Annotated in this window: 20 protein-coding genes; 11 read left to right on the top strand and 9 right to left on the bottom strand. The window is 40.6% G+C overall.

The features are described 5' to 3' along the window. Positions 1 to 7: 7 nt before the first annotated feature. A complete protein-coding gene (locus AACW90_RS10545; RefSeq protein WP_390234024.1) occupies positions 8 to 646 on the bottom strand; it encodes a hypothetical protein in 639 nt (212 codons plus the stop codon). A 127-nt stretch (positions 647 to 773) separates the two neighbouring features. Here AACW90_RS10545 and AACW90_RS10550 point away from each other — a divergent pair, with 127 nt between their 5' ends. From AACW90_RS10550 to AACW90_RS10560, 3 genes are all read left to right on the top strand, one after another. Continuing rightward, positions 774 to 1,022 (top strand): DUF2164 domain-containing protein, encoded by a 249-nt coding sequence (locus tag AACW90_RS10550; protein WP_390234026.1) that lies wholly within the window; start codon positions 774 to 776, stop codon positions 1,020 to 1,022. 153 nt (positions 1,023 to 1,175) lie between these two features. Beyond that, positions 1,176 to 1,715, top strand: coding sequence for a cytochrome b (locus AACW90_RS10555; protein ID WP_390234028.1), 540 nt, complete (start codon positions 1,176 to 1,178; stop codon positions 1,713 to 1,715). Further along, positions 1,712 to 2,281: a YceI family protein gene (locus tag AACW90_RS10560; protein ID WP_390234030.1), complete on the top strand. Its 570-nt coding sequence runs from the start codon at positions 1,712 to 1,714 to the stop codon at positions 2,279 to 2,281. Before AACW90_RS10555 ends, AACW90_RS10560 begins: the two co-directional genes overlap by 4 nt. A gap of 38 nt (positions 2,282 to 2,319) precedes the next feature. On the opposite strand, the gene focA is transcribed toward AACW90_RS10560, so the two are convergent. Beyond that, a complete protein-coding gene (gene focA, locus AACW90_RS10565; protein WP_390234031.1) occupies positions 2,320 to 3,780 on the bottom strand; it encodes a formate transporter FocA in 1,461 nt (486 codons plus the stop codon). 215 nt (positions 3,781 to 3,995) lie between these two features. Between focA and AACW90_RS10570 the strand changes: the two genes are divergently transcribed. Both AACW90_RS10570 and AACW90_RS10575 read left to right on the top strand, forming a co-directional pair. Next, entirely contained in the window at positions 3,996 to 4,901 is a 906-nt protein-coding gene (locus AACW90_RS10570) for a LysR substrate-binding domain-containing protein (RefSeq protein ID WP_195706387.1), read from the top strand. A gap of 175 nt (positions 4,902 to 5,076) precedes the next feature. Continuing rightward, on the top strand, positions 5,077 to 5,583 hold the full coding sequence (locus tag AACW90_RS10575; protein ID WP_390234034.1) for a DUF1097 domain-containing protein: 507 nt from the start codon (positions 5,077 to 5,079) through the stop codon (positions 5,581 to 5,583). 78 nt (positions 5,584 to 5,661) lie between these two features. Here AACW90_RS10575 and AACW90_RS10580 read toward each other — a convergent pair whose 3' ends face one another. Next, positions 5,662 to 7,302 carry a DUF2813 domain-containing protein gene (locus tag AACW90_RS10580; RefSeq protein ID WP_390234036.1) on the bottom strand — a complete coding sequence of 547 codons (1,641 nt, stop codon included), beginning with the start codon at positions 7,300 to 7,302 and terminating at the stop codon, positions 5,662 to 5,664. A 211-nt stretch (positions 7,303 to 7,513) separates the two neighbouring features. On the opposite strand from AACW90_RS10580, the gene AACW90_RS10585 reads away from it, so the two are divergent. The 3 genes from AACW90_RS10585 to AACW90_RS10595 all read left to right on the top strand — a co-directional run bounded on the left by AACW90_RS10585 (position 7,514) and on the right by AACW90_RS10595 (position 10,614). Continuing rightward, positions 7,514 to 9,253 (top strand): bifunctional metallophosphatase/5'-nucleotidase, encoded by a 1,740-nt coding sequence (locus AACW90_RS10585; protein ID WP_390234038.1) that lies wholly within the window; start codon positions 7,514 to 7,516, stop codon positions 9,251 to 9,253. Between the two features lie 582 nt (positions 9,254 to 9,835). Next, positions 9,836 to 10,027, top strand: a complete 192-nt coding sequence (locus AACW90_RS10590) for a hypothetical protein (protein WP_195706383.1) — start codon at positions 9,836 to 9,838, stop codon at positions 10,025 to 10,027. A 188-nt stretch (positions 10,028 to 10,215) separates the two neighbouring features. Further along, positions 10,216 to 10,614 (top strand): ATP-binding protein, encoded by a 399-nt coding sequence (locus AACW90_RS10595; protein ID WP_390234039.1) that lies wholly within the window; start codon positions 10,216 to 10,218, stop codon positions 10,612 to 10,614. A gap of 60 nt (positions 10,615 to 10,674) precedes the next feature. On the opposite strand, the gene AACW90_RS10600 is transcribed toward AACW90_RS10595, so the two are convergent. Together AACW90_RS10600 and AACW90_RS10605 are read right to left on the bottom strand one after the other, a co-directional pair. Continuing rightward, positions 10,675 to 11,241, bottom strand: a complete 567-nt coding sequence (locus AACW90_RS10600) for a PhnA domain-containing protein (RefSeq protein ID WP_390234040.1) — start codon at positions 11,239 to 11,241, stop codon at positions 10,675 to 10,677. A 118-nt stretch (positions 11,242 to 11,359) separates the two neighbouring features. Beyond that, positions 11,360 to 12,142, bottom strand: a complete 783-nt coding sequence (locus tag AACW90_RS10605) for a M48 family metallopeptidase (RefSeq protein ID WP_390234042.1) — start codon at positions 12,140 to 12,142, stop codon at positions 11,360 to 11,362. A gap of 85 nt (positions 12,143 to 12,227) precedes the next feature. Between AACW90_RS10605 and AACW90_RS10610 the strand changes: the two genes are divergently transcribed. The 3 genes from AACW90_RS10610 to AACW90_RS10620 all read left to right on the top strand — a co-directional run bounded on the left by AACW90_RS10610 (position 12,228) and on the right by AACW90_RS10620 (position 14,713). Next, complete coding sequence (locus AACW90_RS10610) at positions 12,228 to 12,668, top strand: hotdog fold thioesterase (RefSeq protein ID WP_390234044.1); 441 nt, start codon at positions 12,228 to 12,230, stop codon at positions 12,666 to 12,668. After that, a complete protein-coding gene (locus AACW90_RS10615) occupies positions 12,658 to 12,891 on the top strand; it encodes a DUF3389 domain-containing protein (protein ID WP_390234046.1) in 234 nt (77 codons plus the stop codon). Before AACW90_RS10610 ends, AACW90_RS10615 begins: the two co-directional genes overlap by 11 nt. Positions 12,892 to 12,976: 85 nt before the next feature. Next, complete coding sequence (locus AACW90_RS10620; RefSeq protein WP_390234049.1) at positions 12,977 to 14,713, top strand: SgrR family transcriptional regulator; 1,737 nt, start codon at positions 12,977 to 12,979, stop codon at positions 14,711 to 14,713. A gap of 38 nt (positions 14,714 to 14,751) precedes the next feature. On the opposite strand, the gene AACW90_RS10625 is transcribed toward AACW90_RS10620, so the two are convergent. The 4 genes from AACW90_RS10625 to AACW90_RS10640 form a co-directional block, all read right to left on the bottom strand. Continuing rightward, positions 14,752 to 14,928 carry a hypothetical protein gene (locus AACW90_RS10625; RefSeq protein ID WP_195706377.1) on the bottom strand — a complete coding sequence of 59 codons (177 nt, stop codon included), beginning with the start codon at positions 14,926 to 14,928 and terminating at the stop codon, positions 14,752 to 14,754. 241 nt (positions 14,929 to 15,169) lie between these two features. Further along, entirely contained in the window at positions 15,170 to 15,631 is a 462-nt protein-coding gene (locus tag AACW90_RS10630; protein WP_390234053.1) for a DUF3069 domain-containing protein, read from the bottom strand. 205 nt (positions 15,632 to 15,836) lie between these two features. Beyond that, positions 15,837 to 16,049, bottom strand: coding sequence for a cold-shock protein (locus tag AACW90_RS10635; RefSeq protein WP_195706375.1), 213 nt, complete (start codon positions 16,047 to 16,049; stop codon positions 15,837 to 15,839). A gap of 205 nt (positions 16,050 to 16,254) precedes the next feature. Beyond that, complete coding sequence (locus tag AACW90_RS10640; RefSeq protein ID WP_390234055.1) at positions 16,255 to 16,701, bottom strand: DUF1499 domain-containing protein; 447 nt, start codon at positions 16,699 to 16,701, stop codon at positions 16,255 to 16,257. Between the last annotated feature and the right edge of the window lie 111 nt (positions 16,702 to 16,812).

Raw genomic sequence — 16,812 nt, forward strand, 5'->3', positions numbered from 1 at the left:
CATCGATTCACTTTTGGCACTCTAAGATTGCGTAAAGTTGGATATATTTTCTAACTAATTGTTGATCTGTAGAGCGAACCAAAGGATGCCCGAATCGCAGATAACAGGGACGAATATGAAATCGCTGGTCTAGATCATGCACAAGTTTTGAGTCGCTTTTGTACAAAGAAATACCTTGTTCTGTATACGCAGTGAAATCATCGGGTAATTCGCCCATCCACCAATCTAAAAGCTCACGGCTTTTCTGACTCCGTGATATCCAATGGTCAGCTAATAAGACGAGTAGGTCGCTGGGTTGGATGGCAAATCCATACTCAGCTTGCCATTCTGTTATGTCGGTAAGTAGCTTTTCTTTGCATATAGAATTTGCGCTGTCGAGGTGGTGAGTGATTACCCAAACGGTTCCTGCACTAGAGGCGATTCTATAGTGATGAGGATGATCGGGCGAACGAGTGGTATCAATTGGCTCGAATTGGTTTGGTAGGTTAAATGAATCCAAAGTGCTGGCGAGGCGTCTTGAAAATGCACGTCCAAGATGATGTTCACTCATTCCGCGATTATGTACCGTTGGGTAATGATTTTCGCATAGCTTAAGACAATCTTTCTGAAAGTCATGTATTGCACGTATGACGAGATCCCGTTGCAAATGTCCTCTCCCGAGTTTAATAATAGTGATATACCAGAACGTATTAGAATATATCACTTTACGTAAAGCTATGTACTAATATAACTTATTCGAAGTTACTTGATTTTTAACATAAAAGTGTGAGCTTATGAACGAAATAACTTTCAGTGCCAAACAAAAACAAGAGATTATTTATGCATTGCAGCGCTATTTTGAAGACGAACTTGATTTTGAACTCGGTCAATTCGATGCTGATTTCCTGCTTGATTTTGTCTCAAAAAAAATCGGGCCTGCTTTTTATAATCAGGGAGTAAGGGACGCGCAAAACGTTCTTGATCTCAAACTGGCTGATATTAATGATGAGCTATATCAGATCGAAAAGGAGAGTGACTTTTAGGTGTTAACGTAGAAGGTTGTCGTAGATATTCTATCAGTTCAAATAAACTGAACTGACCAATCAAATTTCGTTGCTTTATTCTTCTCTCTAATCAGTAAATACTCCGTACAAGATAATTATTCGCATTTAGATTAACGTGGCGAGAGAAGACTCATGTCGAAAGAAGTAAAAAACTATAACCCGATGGCGAGAGGGCTGCATTGGTTATCCGCTTTGGTCATTTTCGGTATGTTCGCCGCTGGGCTATGGATGGTTGAACTTAACTACTACAGTAGTTGGTATAAGACTGCACCCCATTGGCATAAGTCAGCTGGGCTGTTGTTGGCGGTTTTAACGACTTTTCGGATTATTTGGAAGTGGTTTACTTTGACACCAGCAATAGAAGGCTCAGGGCTAGAAAAAAAAGGGGCTCATGCGGTACATCACCTGTTGTATGTTCTCATGTTTGTTCTGTTTATCTCTGGATACCTGATTTCTACGTCAGACGGGCGGGGTATTGAAGTATTTAATTGGTTTACGATTCCAGGACTGGGGGAGTTATTTGCAGACCAATCTGATATCTCAGGAGAAATTCACTTTTACACCGCAGTCACTCTTATAGGTTTTGCCGCTTTACATGCGGTTGCCGCACTTAAGCACCACTTTATTAACAAAGACAATACGCTACGAAAAATGATAGGAGCATCAAAATGAAAAATTTACTGATAAAAACGGGACTAGCATTAGCAGTAGCAATGCCTATAACGGCGAGCGCAGCCGACTACGCTATTGATACCAACGGTGCGCACGCATCAATCAACTTTAAAGTAAGCCACTTAGGTTATGGCTTTATCAAAGGTCGTTTCAATACATTCGATGGTACTTTTTCCTACGATCCTGCTGATGTCACCGCTTCAAAAATTATGGTGAATATCGACACTACGAGTCTCGACTCTAACCATGCTGAACGTGATAAGCATCTTCGAAGCAAAGATTTCATTAACGCTGGTAAATTTACAGACGCAAAATTTGTTAGTTCGTCAGTAACAGATAATGGTGATGGTAAACTTTCAGTAAACGGTGACCTTACGCTTCATGGTAAAACCAGCCCAATTTCAATCTCTGCTGAATTCATCGGTGAAGGTTCAGACCCTTGGGGTGGATATCGTGCTGGATTTGTTGGCACAACGACTTTGCAGCTAGGTGATTTTGGAATTGAAGCGATGGGTATGGCACAAACGGTTGATATGGAACTTTACGTAGAAGGCGTAAAAAAATAATATAATGAGGCCAAGCGGGTGAGCTTGGCCTCTACTTATTAAGCGGTTTCTAGTTCATGGGTGTTGACGATAACATTCATTTTTTCTCCGTAAATTGCTCTCAATGCTGTCATCGCTTCCATTCTAGACACCACGCCAACAAGTAGACCATCTTGCAATACTGGCAGTGTTTGTGGCTTATTGATTTTCATGCTTTTCGCTCTCTCTTCTAAAGACAACGATGCAAATTGTGTCGCGATCCCCATTCCTGTTGTTGGATAGAGTTGCTCTTTGTCGATACATAAAAACTCGACAAGATTGACCAATGATTCATCGTGATTGACAGCAACAACGTCTCTAGACATGAGATCAACGACTTTCTGTCCCTTCGCGGGTAAATAATCTTGGCACCATAAGTCGACCATAACATCGTGGATAGAAAAGAAACCAACCAGCTTACCTTGAACATTGACAACTGGCGCGCCTTGGAGGTTTCTATCGGTTAATGCATCGATAGCTAATTCTGTCGGCATGTCTGCTTTTACTGCGTAAAATTCTTCATTCATAATATCGATAGCGGTTAAGTTAGTTTTCATAGCAAGTTCCCTTATTGACGTTGTTAGGTCTGTTGTTTTAATTGATTTTGATTGAGTTGATTTTAGTTCTGGTCGTACGTAGATAGACCAGTTAGCTAAGCCCACTAATACGGCGCCACCAACGATGTTTCCAAGCGTGACTGGTATTAAGTTTGCGGTTACAAAATTGAAAAATGTCAGATCTGAGTATTGGCTGGCTTCCGCCCCTACTTGAGCCCAAAAAGCATCAGGAGCAGTAGATTGAATCAGTATGCCTAGTGGCACCATAAACATATTTGCTACGCAGTGTTCAAAACCACTGCTGACGAACATCGCAACCGGAAGCATAACCATAAAAGCTTTCCCCATTGCGCTATGAGTACTAAATGTAAGCCAGATTGCTAGGCAAACAAGTAGGTTACATAAAACACCGAGTGCAAAGGCTTCAACAGGTGTGTGGTGGAGTTTGTGTTGCGCTATATTTAGTGCGTTTAAGCCCCATTGACCGCTGTCCATTTGGTACAAACCAGCGGCTACAACCAATAACAGTAGTATCGCCGCGCCAATAAAGTTGCCGACATAAACCTTTCCCCAAATGAGCACCATACGTTTAAAGCTAATCTTCCGGTTTGCCCATGCGATACTTGATAAAACAGAACTGGTAAAGAGTTCACCACCCATTAAGACAATAAGAATCAGCCCCATGCTAAAAGCGAGGCCACCGGCAAATCGACTGATGCCCCAACCCGTTGATTGGCTTCCGGTTGTAACCGTTATATAGAATAAAAACGCCAGTCCAATAAACAGGCCAGCCATAATCGCGAGGCTGAGTGTCATACTGGTGCTTTTCGTTGTTTTACTGAAAGCAAACTTTTCAGCTTGGGTCATCATCTCTTTCGGTGAAAAAAGATGTTTAATTTCAGACGAGTCATGCGGTGAAGTCATTTCTCCCTCCTTGTATTGTTTTCATGTCGTTCCTATTGTTCTTGATAAAAATTGAAGTGGTAGATTGCATAGTGGCGTTGTGTTGATATAAGAATAAGGGCTGGAACATGTAGTAGTAAAATTGATAATATTTATTAATATAATCAAAGAAATTGATATACAATAATTGACACGAACGATCATTCTTTTGAAACAGTTATTTTGAGGTGAATTTAATGCGATATTCATTGAAGCAACTTGCCGTTTTCGAAGCAGTTGCACACACCGGCAGTGTCAGTTTAGCGGCGGATAAACTCTCTCTAACCCAGTCGGCGACAAGCATGTCTCTTGCTCAACTAGAGAAAATGCTAGGTAGGCCGTTATTTGAACGTCAGGGCAAAAGAATGGCGTTAACGCATTGGGGAATGTGGCTTCGCCCAAAGGCAAAAAAGCTGTTACAGGATGCACAACAGATAGAGCTTGGTTTTGTAGAACAACATTTAATTAGTGGTGAAATCGGGTTATGTGCAAGCCAAACGCCGGCAGAACATCTTGTACCAGAGCTCATCAGTACAATTGATAACGATTTTCCTGAGATTAGAATAAACCTAGAGGTGAAGAGTACCGACGGGGTAATTGAGAGCGTGTTAAGTTACAAGAATGACTTGGGCATCATTGAAGGGCGTTGTGACGACAACAGAATCCATCAGGAAACATGGTGCCGAGATCACTTGACCGTTGTCGTGTCGGCACATCATCCATTTGCCAAACGAGAAACGATCAGCTTAGCGCAATTAGAACAAGCCAAATGGGTATTAAGAGAGATAGGATCCGGTACCAGAAAAATATTTGATAGCTCAATTCACCATCTTATTGCCGATCTAGACGTATGGCGTGAATATGAACACGTGCCAGTACTTCGAAGTTTGGTCGCTAATGGACCATATCTAACGTGTTTACCTTATCTAGACGTAGAGAAACATATCAATAATGGAAGCTTAGTGGCTCTTAACGTACCTGAGCTAGAAATGGAAAGAACACTTTCATTTATTTGGCGAGCAGATATGGCAGACAACCCACTTGCAACGTGTATAAGACGCGAGGGATTGAGAATGATGAAAGGTAAACCGAGTGTATTTTGATTAAGTAACCATTACACATAACTAACCAAATATGTTGAAAATGCGATTGCGTCACATTTTTGATGCAAACTTAGTTATACGTATCATTTATATGTGATCTAAGTCACCTCAATGACGAATGTGTTCAACTATTATCCATGTCTAAATGAATAAAATTTTTTTGGCGGGATCAGTAATGAGCGTATTATTTGCAATAGCAATTACAACTGGCATTTTATCTGGGATATGGGGTTGGTTGTCGATAAGCCTAGGGCTGTTAACATGGGCAGGCTTTTTAGGTTGCACAAGTTACTTTGCATCGCCAAAAGAAGGGGTAAAAGGGCTGGGCATAAGTCTAGTGACCAATATGACTGGTGTGTTTTGGGCTTTGGTCATCATTGAAGCGTCCAATTTAATTTCAATGGAAATAGTTGGTTACGTTGTCACTGGGGTGGTCGCTTTCATGATGTGCATTCAAGCGAAACAGACTTGGTTGAATTATATTCCAGGCACGTTCATTGGTTCTTGTGCCACGTTTGCCGCTGACGGTAATTGGACGCTTGTCGTTCCTTCAATCATTGTTGGTGGGATCTTTGGTTATTTGATGAAGGCTTCTGGTCTTTTGTTGAAAACGACACTAGAGAAAAAAAAACTCGGATATAGCTCTATCAACCGAGTGGAATCAGTACGTTCATCCCAATAACACACAATATAAGTTTTTTTGATTAAAGGCATGCAGATTAATTTGCATGCCTTTAATGCATTTAAATCTTTATTTGCGTCACGTGTTTCCGTTGGCCATGATGATGATACGTTTTAATGTCCATCTAATAAGTGAAGGTATGCACTCAGCGCCTTTGTTTTCACACTGCGATACTATTGCCAACGCAATATCAGGCTTAGCATGTTTTTTAAGAACGCGGGAGATCACCTTATTAGCCGGTATTGGATGATCATGAGGAACCTTTATCATGTCTTTGAAAAAGGCTTCGAATCCATTGGCATATAAGTAATGTTCGATATCTTTGTCTGGTAATTCGGTCAACCTATGTCTTTCTAAATCGTTATCCAATAAAGAACGTACGGTATTCGAATATTTTTTACCTGCCGCATCACCATCGGTTACGACATGCCAATCGATCTCATACGCTTTGGCAACTTTGACAAGCGATTTTAAACCAGATTGAGCGAACTCGACAATTTGCACGCCTTCAGCGGCGAGATTGTAACCGCAAAGTTTTGCCAGTTCATTAAATAACCACACCTCAGTTTCACCCTCTACTAGCAACCAACACCGAGCAAATAGGGCGTTGGGACGGTGGAATCGAATGTGAAATCCAACCTTTCTTAGTTCATCTTTACTTAGTAACTTCGATGACATTGATTTTGAAACGGTCCTATCAGATTTTCTTATCAAACGTCTAATTGAATGGAGCGGGACGGTGGCGAGTAACTGAGCGCTATTGGTTGTCAATACCTTTTGTGTAGGAACGAGTTGTAATAGGTTCCATGCTCGAGACAAATGGGTAGGATGGAGTCGTCCTTCTGGATCCTCTATAACTAGAATAGGCCGTGCACAGCGTCGTAGGTTGTTTGATCCCTTCGCTTGTAAATACGCATTTAGCAAAACAAGAACGAGCAATCTCGTTTGAGAGTCTTTGGTTTCTTCAATAACCTGCAACAGATTATTATTACCGACAGAAGACGCAGCAAAGAGTAGGCTCTCCCTTGGTTTTCTAGGATCTCGATTTACTTTACTAGTAAATGTAAAATAATGTTCGACTAGATTTTCCATTGACTTAAGGCTACTTCTCATTTCAGCCTTGTTCACGTGCCCTGGCATCGCCAATAATCGACGGCATGTGTTTTCAATGCGACGCTCTACCCGTGAATTGATAACATCATCGCCTCCGTGTAGTTTATTGTGGTCAAATCGACGAGAATCCCGAATGCGAATGACAGGGTGTAAACTTACGAGTTCCTCAGCGAGTTTTTGAGAGTGATGCAGTTGCATCTTGTTCCCTTCTATGTCGAGAAAACAACAATGATTCGTAATCTTGTATAAATCTCGAGTGGCACTGACTCGGTAAATTATCTTTTTATTACCTTGTTCATCTTCAATCCAAATAGGTTTGAGTTTGCGGTAGCGCCCAGCCCTTTCCTCACCCTTAACTGATGTGACGAAAGTTATCACTATTTGTAAGTGCTGTGTTTGAGGGTGAGCAATGGCGTAATCAACATGAAAGTCTTGCATCTCGAACTGATATAACTCTGGTTCGGAAGGAAGGGCGACAGATAGGGCATCGAGAAGAGACGATTTGCCCCAGGTATTTTCTCCAATAAGTGTGGTTAATTCGTCGAATGAAAGCGACAGCCTTCTAATTCCTCTAAATCCAGAGATTTCTATACTTTGTATTTGCATTATCATCTCCCTCTTTATACTAAGCTTACACGACGATGCTGATTAGTGCCTAAATATAACCAATCTTTACTCATAATAGGTTGATAATAAAAAGAATAATCAAATATTTTCGTCAATAGTTTGCATTAAGGCGATGACTTTTTAAGAATTCATTACAATGTCATAGAAGAAGGTTTACCATACATGGGTATGAAAGGTAGATATAGAAACTATGACGAAAAAAAATAAACCAATTCGATTGATATTGGCGCATATTAACGATACCCACTCTTATTTCGAGCCGCAGTCACTTCAACTTAACCTTAAGTTAGATAATCAAGTCATTTCGCCTTACGTTAGTAACGGTGGATTTGCACGTATTGCCACGCGTGCTGATGAGTTACGACAGATAGCACTCGAAACCGATAGAGAGTTTATGTTTTTCCATGCCGGAGACTGCTTTCAGGGCACGCTCTTTTTTTCTCTATTCAAAGGGAAAGCCAATGCGGATCTATTAAATGCGCTAAATATAGATGCGATGGCGCTTGGTAATCATGAGTTGGACATGGGAAATCAGCCCGTTGCTGAATTTCTAGATAGAATCAACTTTCCAATTCTCGCAGGAAATTGGGATATATCGAAAGAATCAAAGCAAAAAACGCATTCGCTTAACAACAAGTCCAATCTCGTTTCGTATAACGAACCATTCAAAACCGCGCATTGGATAACCAAAGAAGTTCAAGGGGAGCTTGTTGCCATTTTTGGCGTATCCATGGACCAGATGGCCGACATCTCAAATCCCGATGCAGACACCCCTTTTTCTAATACGTTTGAAACGGTTCAGAACACGGTTTTAGCGATCAGACGAAATGGGATAAATAAGATAATTTTGTTGAGCCACCTTGGTATAGACGTTGATTTAAAGCTCGCTAAGGAAGTAGACGGAATAGCAATAATCATAGGGGGGCACTCTCATACACTACAAGGAGACTTCTCTTCCATCGGTTTAGAGAACAATGGCGATTACGGTGTGATGGTCAATCAAACGCGAATTGTTCATTCTGGGCTGCATGCTCAGGCGATAGGGCATTGTGAGATTGACTTTGAAGCCGATGGGACAGTAAGTCGTTTTGTTGGTTGTAACGAACTTCTACTAGGGCGTAGACTCTGTATCGATGCGAGTTTGTCAGAAGTAAATACCGACTACCTACATAAAAGGGCGCAAAGTTGTCTCAGGGAGAACCCTAATGTGGTGATTTGTAAGAAAGCGCCATCGGTACAGAGTATTCTTCAAGACAAATACATCCCTCAAGTGAGAGCACTGCAACAAACGATTATCGGGAGAGTAACAACACCGCTTCGGCATGTCAGAATTCCGGATGAAATAGGAGGCAGTGACATCGTGCCTTTAGTCGCCGAATCTTTTTATCATGCAATGAGCAACGCTGGTTATTCGGTAGAGTTCGGAATGCATAATGCTGGTGGTGTAAGAACCTCTCTTAGTCCCGGCCCTATTTCTGTAGCAGATATTGCCGGAAAACTATTGCCATTTGCCGTGCCAATTGGGGTATACCATCTAAAAGGTAAATACCTCGCACTGGTACTAGAGGGTGCGATAAACAATGCGCTTAGTAATGGTGTTAGTGGTACAGGTACTGGCAGCTATCCCTATTGCTATAATCTTGATTATATTTATGATTTTACGGCAATAAAAGGGTCCAGAGTCACAAACCTTAACATCAAGTCAGCCGATGGTGGTTGGAGAGAGGTCGAAGATGAGACCATCTATTGTGGTACCTCTTCCGCCTACACAATGAAAGGAAAAGAGGGCTTTACCGCATTTCTGAATATGGAAGACGCAGGTGAGGTCACACAGTTATCAATGGCTGACTGCTTTATTGAACTGCTTAAATCTCAACCAGATAGGCTCGATAACGTTGTTAAGCAATTACATAAATTGATTAATTACTAATCTATGGCATTGATTTTGCTTATTAATGGTTAGCTATGATTTCGTAAGTTCATAGCTCAGTTTAATCATTAGCAAGCGGAGAGCTGTGTATGTGGAATACTGACTGGATCGATACTCTAGTTATATTAGGGTGGGTTGGGGCGTGGTCAATACTCGTCTATTATGTCCCTCTTACTGGAATGTAAAAAAAGGAGCTTTAGGCTCCTTTTTTATTGCGCTTCATTGTTGATGGTTAATCGAATATGTTGAACCGATATACATTGTGAATAACTTGAAATATTTGCATCAAATTAATTAACCCATAGTTGACGAAGTTGATTGATATTTTGGTTATTTAATGTAATTTATTTGTTAAAATCAAAGGCGTATATAAAGCCATATTTTTTAAATATGCAGGTATTCTGCGTAATATGCGACCAGTAATCAAAAAAATTGAATTTATTTTCGATGAGGTTGTTAAAATGTTGTTTCATTAGAATAACTAATCTGAATGTGCAATAATTGTCATTTATACTATGCCATAAAACAGCCTAAAATCTCTTACATAGAAACAGCAATCACAATTAATTTAGAGAGGCTATCATGGCTCAAGTAATGCACGCGAATACACTTATTGTTCCAACCTCTACGGACAAAAAAACCTACGCGGTTAATATCAAAGGATTGATTGCTCATATTTTAGATATTCTTTTTGTAAGCAACGAAGTCGAGTCTACGTACTACTCAAGTGACCTCTCTAGCCATATGCAAAAAGATTTGGGTATCATGCGTTAAACGTATGATTAACACACAGGTATGTATTTTCTTGTGACCTAAAGTAAACAGTTATAAGCCCTAAGTACACGACGTACTTGGGGCTTTTTGCTGTTAATCGCCAACGCAACACGCAAACCAAGGTAGCTGGTGACACTGAATGAATTGTGCTAAAACATTCGACATAATTTTAACTGGGCGACAGTCAAGTGATCACTAAATTAATTCTTATACGTGGTTTGCCTGGATCAGGTAAAAGTACACTAGCGAAGCGAATCATCGAGCAATACAGTTTTCCTATTCAGCACATAGAGACAGACATGTTTTTTGTTGAGAAGGGGGGAGACTATTCCTTTGATGCGAAAAAACTCTCACAGGCACACAACTGGTGTCAAGCAGAGGTGCGAGAGGCTTTGCTGAATGGATACTCTGTCGTTGTTTCTAACACCTTCGTACAGCGTTGGGAGATGCAACCTTACCGAGATATGGCGAAGGAGCTCAACATAGTGCTAGAGGTAATGGTTTGTAAAGAGGATTATGGAAGCATCCATCAAGTCCCTAAAATTACTATAAACAATATGCGGAAGAAGTGGGAAGTGTGTTCTTAAGTTTTCTAGGTATAAAAAAGGCGCTAAATCAGCGCCTTTTTTATACCTAGAAATACCGTATTATTTTTTACGACAAAACTCGGTAATTACATACATAGATTGACCGTTTGCTTTACCAGAAACTAGTTTAGGGTCATCGCTAAGGCTTATACCGCGTATAACTGTGCCTTGTTTGATGACTTGGTTAGTACCTTTGACAGGCAGGTCTTTAGTGACCGTTACGTCGTCACCTTTTTTAAGCTCGACACCGTTAATATCGCGTGGTTTTTCATCGTCATCGTCCATGCCGATCTCAGCCCACTTCGCCACGTCTTCTTCTAGATACATCATGTCAAGCAGGTCCATAGCCCAACCTTCCGTAGAAGAAAGGTTTTTAAGTTGACGCCAAGCCATCACTTGAACCGGTGGTACTTGGCTCCACATGCTGTCGTTCAAACAGCGCCAGTGGTTAGCATCAACGATTGCTGGATCGTCAATCTGTCCAGTGCATGTGTCACATATCATAATTGCATGATCAACAGTTACGTGCGAGTGAGGAGCAACAACGTATGGAGTGAGTGTGGATTCTGCAGCGCAAAGCTCACATTTTGATTCGCAGCGTTCAAGCATAGTAGCTTCTGTAGACATAGGGTATTTACCGTGGTTGTTAAGTTTTGCCTGTATTATCCACGTAATCGTTTTTTATAAAAGCGATTATTGTGGCTTTATAAAAATCAATGATGGCTTTTATCTTTTTCCGCAATAACTACATCTTGCATTGAGGTCGTTGCGCTGTCGATTTATTGAGCGTATTTGCCTTCGCGTCAAGATCCGCTATGCGAGTATTATGGGACGGGTGAGTGGATAGCAACTCTGGTGGTTGGTTACCACCGGAGGCTTTTGCCATATTTCTCCAGAGGTCTATGCTTTGGTATGGGTCAAATCCGGCGTTTGCCATTAACTCTAAGCCGACAATATCGGCTTCTGACTCTTGAGTTCTGCCATAAGGAAGAAGAACACCATATTGCACACCCAACCCAAGTGCGGCCATTGCGAGTCCCTGATACTCTGAATCATTCAATGTAGCATTGGTTACCTGAAGTCCAACATTAGCCAGTTGAGCTTGAGACATTCTCTCATTACTATGTTCGGCAAGTACATGCGCAATTTCGTGTCCAATTACCGTTGCAAGTTGGTCCTGATTCTCTGCTACCTTTAATAAACCAGTGTACACGCCTATTTTCCCACCAGGTAATGCGAACGCATTGACCTGCTCACTATCAAAGACAACAACCTCCCACTCTGAAAAACCTTCTTGCTTCGCGACATAGGGTAAAATAGCGCTGGTTACGCACTGCACATAATCATTGGTTTTTTTATTTTTACTGATCTTCTGCTCTTTCTTCAATGATTCGAATGATTGAGTACCCATACTATTCATCTGTTGATCTGAAAACATGATTATCTGGTGGCGTCCAGTAGGGGAAGAGCTACAAGCAACAAGCGTTAAAGTTATGCTCGAAAGTAATGCTTTTTGTAATCCATTCACGTATAACGTCCTAATACAATGGCTAATCTAATTGAATAATAGCAGCTCTTATCACTGCGATTCAATTACCAATAAAGGATCTTTAATGTCCATTTGGAAGAAAGCGATCACATTAGATACGCTTAATGCGAGTTCTAAGAACACACTGATTGAACATCTACAAATCGAATACACTGAAATAGGTGACGATTGTATTTCTGCGTCCATGCCCGTCTGCGATTTTACCCACCAACCTCTGGGTATGTTACATGGCGGAGCCTCGGTAGTGTTGGCAGAAACGCTGGGATCAGTCGCCGCAAATTTTAGCGTAAGTGACGAATACTATTGCGTTGGCTTAGATATAAATGCAAACCATATTAGGTCGATGCGTAAAGGTATGGTCGTTGGCAAAGCCAAGCCGATTCACATCGGCGCGAGTACTCAGGTATGGCAAATCAATATTGTTGATGAGCGAGATCGTTTGGTCTGCACAAGTAGACTGACGATAGCGGTGATGAAACACAAGAGAGCCCCAAATGTTGATTGAATTCTCTGGCGGAAAAATTATCGCAACTCAGCATGAGTTGGTTGTACGTGTAAACGGCGATCAAATGGTCACCATGCAAGCACAAATTGATGCTATCCAGCTCATCGGAAAAGGGGCAAATGTAATACTCGCCAATGCTGGAGAGTGCAAATGGTCGATTAAGTTGGACAATGAGTTACAACTGACAATGGTATCTCAAGCTATTGGTATTACATGGGAATAGTTTACCTATGTTTTTTGGTTGTGATAAAATAAGGAAATTTACCACAGTATTTTTTAAGAACAACAATAAGTGAGATTTCCTCTTTATGAGCAGTCCGAGACTAAGAACACAGTTTGAGTCCCTATTTGAGTACTTCAAAGGTCAAGATAGTGCCATACAGTTGGATGAAATAGTCTCGATCTTATTCTGTACTCGACGCAACGCACGAATTGTCTTAAATAAAATGGCAGGCGAGGGCTGGATAGAATGGCATCCAGCGGCAGGGCGGGGAAATCTTTCTAAAATAATCTTCAAGCGTAATCAGCAAGATGTTAGCGAAAATCTAGCCAAAAAATATCTGGAAGAAGGAAGAATAGAACAAGCCTTCTCAGTTCTAAACAAAGACGCTGGCAAACTTGCTAAAGTAATCGAAGATTATCTGGGTGTAACCCACAATAAAGGGCTGCAGTATGTTCGCTTACCATACTATCGCCAACTGTCCATGCTTAACCCTACCAAGCCTCACAGGCGCTCTGAACAGAATATTATGCGTCAGATTTTTAGTGGTTTAACCAAGCTAGACGAAAATGACCAATTACAACCGGACGTTGCCCATACTTGGGAATCAAATGATGGTAAAAACTGGCGCTTTTATCTCCGGCCTGGTGTGCGCTTTCATAATGGCGATTTGTTGCAAATCGGTCATGTCGTTGATTCAGTCGCTGCTTTGTCTTGTAATGTGGTTCAGAAAGATAAGAAACCTAAACGCGACGTTTACCCTAACGTGTTGTTTGACCATATTATTGACGTATATTCGCCAAAACCATGGGTCATAACCATCCGCTTATCGGCACCTGACTGGCATTTCCCTCTATTGCTAGCAGAGTCAAACGCAAAGATAATGCCGCCCGCAGAATGGATGTCGGAAGGCTTTGATCTCCTACCAATAGGTACTGGACCTTATAAGGTAAAACTAAATGATGAGAAACGTTTGGTGCTTGAGGCATTTGATAATTATTTTGGTTATAGGCCGTTAGTTGATGTTGTCGAAGTTTGGGTCATAGACCAAGTGTATTCAAGTATGGTCGTTCCGAGTTTAAGTAACCCAATAAAAGCGAAAACATCGAGCGACGATGAAGTGAAGTTGGATCCTGGCTGTACCTACTTATTATTGAACCGTAAACGTGGGTTAGCGAAAGAGGATAACTGGGCCAAATATTTCTGCTCTACGTTAAGTGCATTTAATCTCTTCCGCCTTTTGCCCGAAGAGACCATTTTAGATCTTGGTTTACTGCCCGCTTACGGATTAAAGCCTGGTTGGCAACATTCGGCACTCGGTGGCGATAAAGTATTGCCACCCTCTAAACAAAGTGTGACGGTGGCTTATCATTCGCAACATCCTATATTCCCGTCATTAGCAAAGGCGATAGCGAAGCTGCTCAGTAAGGATGGAATTACAGTGGTATTTAAAAAGTACCATCACTATCTAGAAGACGTGAGTAACGTAGACATCTGGTTAAAACCAATGGGGATTGGTACGGACAGAGATGATGCGTTGGCAGGTTGGTTAATGAACTATAGCAATATAAGTGATATGAGTAGTGAAGGGCAGTTTGAGCAATGGTGTTCTCTGGTGGAAGAATGGCGACAAGATAAGAGCGCTCAGTTCCCAGCAAGGAAATTGGGTAAGGAGTTAGTTGAATCAAATCAAATTGTTCCACTATTTCATTGTTGGTTAGGTGTGAATAAAGAACATTGTGGTGCTCTGCAAAATGCGACATGTAATGCACTTGGATGGTTCGACTTTAGCGGAGTTTGGGTAAAACCAGAAAACGCATACTAAAAAGCCAGTACAATGTACTGGCTTTAAAATTCATGTCATTAATCTTCGTCTTTATTTTCTGTTAAGAACTCTTTGATAAATCGTCTGATTTCTCTTGCGGCGGAGGTATCCATATCCTCACACATTGAGACAAATTTATCTCTCTGCTCACCGTTAATACGTATAATCAATTGGCTATCTTTTTTATTGGACTCTTTTTTATTTTTTGAAGTCACAATCTTACCTTAAATCCGTATATACAACGCATATGACTTTACTGGCTAATAACGAGTGTAGTCAACGATTTTAGTTAATTTATGTCAATTAAATCGAACGTTTGCTCACATATTAGTCATTTTTTTAATGTAACTCCAACCCTTGGTAATATCACAAAAAAAACAAGCAAAAATTAGCTATCCATATATCTAATTAATAGTGTTCTTTTTATAAGAAACACCACTCATTTATACGGTCTGACTATTTCTTTTCAAAAACTTCGATAAAATCACGTTTTAGTATGGGGTCACGACGCGCTTTCTTTATCTGTTTAACCATATCTTTGACACAATTATAAAGGACTTGGTCAAGTAGCTGAGTACGGTAGTCTTCCTGTTCTTGTTCAGACATGTCTTTTGGTAACTCTAAGGTCTTATATTCTTCCATAAAGTTTAGACCAGCAAATGCTTGGCTTACCGAGATCAGTGCATGAAACTGTTCAAAGTTATCTAAAACATTTTGTGCGCTAGTAGGCAAGCTATCCCAAGATTCCCTTACGGCTTCCTCAGATACTTCATGGATCGACACGACCATGTTCAACATCTCTTCTGGCACTTGATCAAACTCGATGACTTTGCGGAGTTCAGCAGAGACCAATTCGAGATCGATTTTGTCTTGTTCTGAGTTTTGTTCTTCAGTAGAAATAGTAGATTCTGTAGACATAGTAACTTTAGTATTAGGGAGTAATATACACATGCTAAAAAGAACCCCATGAAAGTCAATCAATACCGTAGAAATAGGGTAATAAAATGCGGCGTGACGAGCGTTGAGGTGACGTTGTAACAGTGATCGATGGTAAATTAAACAAAAAAAGCCACCTAAAGGCGGCTTAACGTTTGTTTAAACCATTAGTGGTCTGAATAACGGTTTAGATCTCGCTGACGTCTTCAGCCTGCGGGCCCTTCTGACCGTCAGTGATGACAAACGACACTCGTTGGCCATCTTCAAGGTTTCTGCGACCAGTTCCACTGATAGATGAAAAATGAACGAACACATCTTTACCACCGTTCTCAGGTGTGATGAATCCAAATCCTTTATCTTGGTTGAACCACTTTACCGTGCCATTGACTTTTTCACTCATAATTAAACTCTACGTAAATTTCGGTTTGATGCAAAACAATGAGTTAAATGCAATAAACCAGTTTTAGCATTTAACTATCCGATGTAAAAACACATCAGATAATTAACCGTACATTAACCTTTTTTACTCTTCCAGTTAAAAGGTTGTGAATATTTACAACTTGTGATCTGTATGCTTTTTAAGCGCCTATTGGTGTTTAATTGAACTAATTCAAATCATTATAGAGTTCCGAAAATTGTTCGTATCGTGTTTTATTAAGACCACGGTCGCTATATCCAACCCGTGACTGTGAACGATAATGGATGATCTGGTTTTCTAGGTCGAAGAAAAGTTCTACGTCGTCGTGAAACCTCATCGTTTCAGTCGTAAATATGACGTGCATGTAGTTATCATTTTCTACTTCAACACTGTTATTAGGCAGTTGAGCGAAAACGCGTTTTACATTTTTCTTTGCGTCATCAATACTAGGAAATGAAAGAGGGTTAACTTTCTTTTCTTCTATATCTGTTTGACTTGACACCGCATTTGGAGATGATGGCATTGGAGCTAATTGATTATTCTTTAGTCCCAAGTAAGTAGGCGTTGCGTTGTTCTTGTAGAACATAAATGCGCCTAGACCGATGACTAAAATGAGAACGATTTTATATATCATTACTTTATCCTTCTAATTATGAGTATTTTTAGAATTATTTGAGACTATAAGGAGCATAGTTTTAACAGATGAGTGCATTTAAATCGATCATAATTTGTGTAAATTTATGTG

Origin of the sequence: Vibrio frigidus, from assembly GCF_042465995.1 — a bacterium.
In the GTDB taxonomy this organism is placed as follows: Bacteria; Pseudomonadota; Gammaproteobacteria; order Enterobacterales; family Vibrionaceae; genus Vibrio.

Bases quoted from the DNA above. Each gene is read 5' to 3' on its own strand.
- AACW90_RS10550 (WP_390234026.1), top strand. From the start codon at position 774: ATGAACGAAATAACTTTCAGTGCCAAACAAAAACAAGAGATTATTTAT.
- AACW90_RS10555 (WP_390234028.1), top strand. From the start codon at position 1,176: ATGTCGAAAGAAGTAAAAAACTATAACCCGATGGCGAGAGGGCTGCAT.
- AACW90_RS10560 (WP_390234030.1), top strand. From the start codon at position 1,712: ATGAAAAATTTACTGATAAAAACGGGACTAGCATTAGCAGTAGCAATG.
- focA (WP_390234031.1), bottom strand. From the start codon at position 3,780: ATGACTTCACCGCATGACTCGTCTGAAATTAAACATCTTTTTTCACCG.
- AACW90_RS10570 (WP_195706387.1), top strand. From the start codon at position 3,996: ATGCGATATTCATTGAAGCAACTTGCCGTTTTCGAAGCAGTTGCACAC.
- AACW90_RS10575 (WP_390234034.1), top strand. From the start codon at position 5,077: ATGAGCGTATTATTTGCAATAGCAATTACAACTGGCATTTTATCTGGG.
- AACW90_RS10580 (WP_390234036.1), bottom strand. From the start codon at position 7,302: ATGCAAATACAAAGTATAGAAATCTCTGGATTTAGAGGAATTAGAAGG.
- AACW90_RS10585 (WP_390234038.1), top strand. From the start codon at position 7,514: ATGACGAAAAAAAATAAACCAATTCGATTGATATTGGCGCATATTAAC.
- AACW90_RS10590 (WP_195706383.1), top strand. From the start codon at position 9,836: ATGGCTCAAGTAATGCACGCGAATACACTTATTGTTCCAACCTCTACG.
- AACW90_RS10600 (WP_390234040.1), bottom strand. From the start codon at position 11,241: ATGTCTACAGAAGCTACTATGCTTGAACGCTGCGAATCAAAATGTGAG.
- AACW90_RS10610 (WP_390234044.1), top strand. From the start codon at position 12,228: ATGTCCATTTGGAAGAAAGCGATCACATTAGATACGCTTAATGCGAGT.
- AACW90_RS10615 (WP_390234046.1), top strand. From the start codon at position 12,658: ATGTTGATTGAATTCTCTGGCGGAAAAATTATCGCAACTCAGCATGAG.
- AACW90_RS10620 (WP_390234049.1), top strand. From the start codon at position 12,977: ATGAGCAGTCCGAGACTAAGAACACAGTTTGAGTCCCTATTTGAGTAC.
- AACW90_RS10630 (WP_390234053.1), bottom strand. From the start codon at position 15,631: ATGTCTACAGAATCTACTATTTCTACTGAAGAACAAAACTCAGAACAA.
- AACW90_RS10635 (WP_195706375.1), bottom strand. From the start codon at position 16,049: ATGAGTGAAAAAGTCAATGGCACGGTAAAGTGGTTCAACCAAGATAAA.
- AACW90_RS10640 (WP_390234055.1), bottom strand. From the start codon at position 16,701: ATGATATATAAAATCGTTCTCATTTTAGTCATCGGTCTAGGCGCATTT.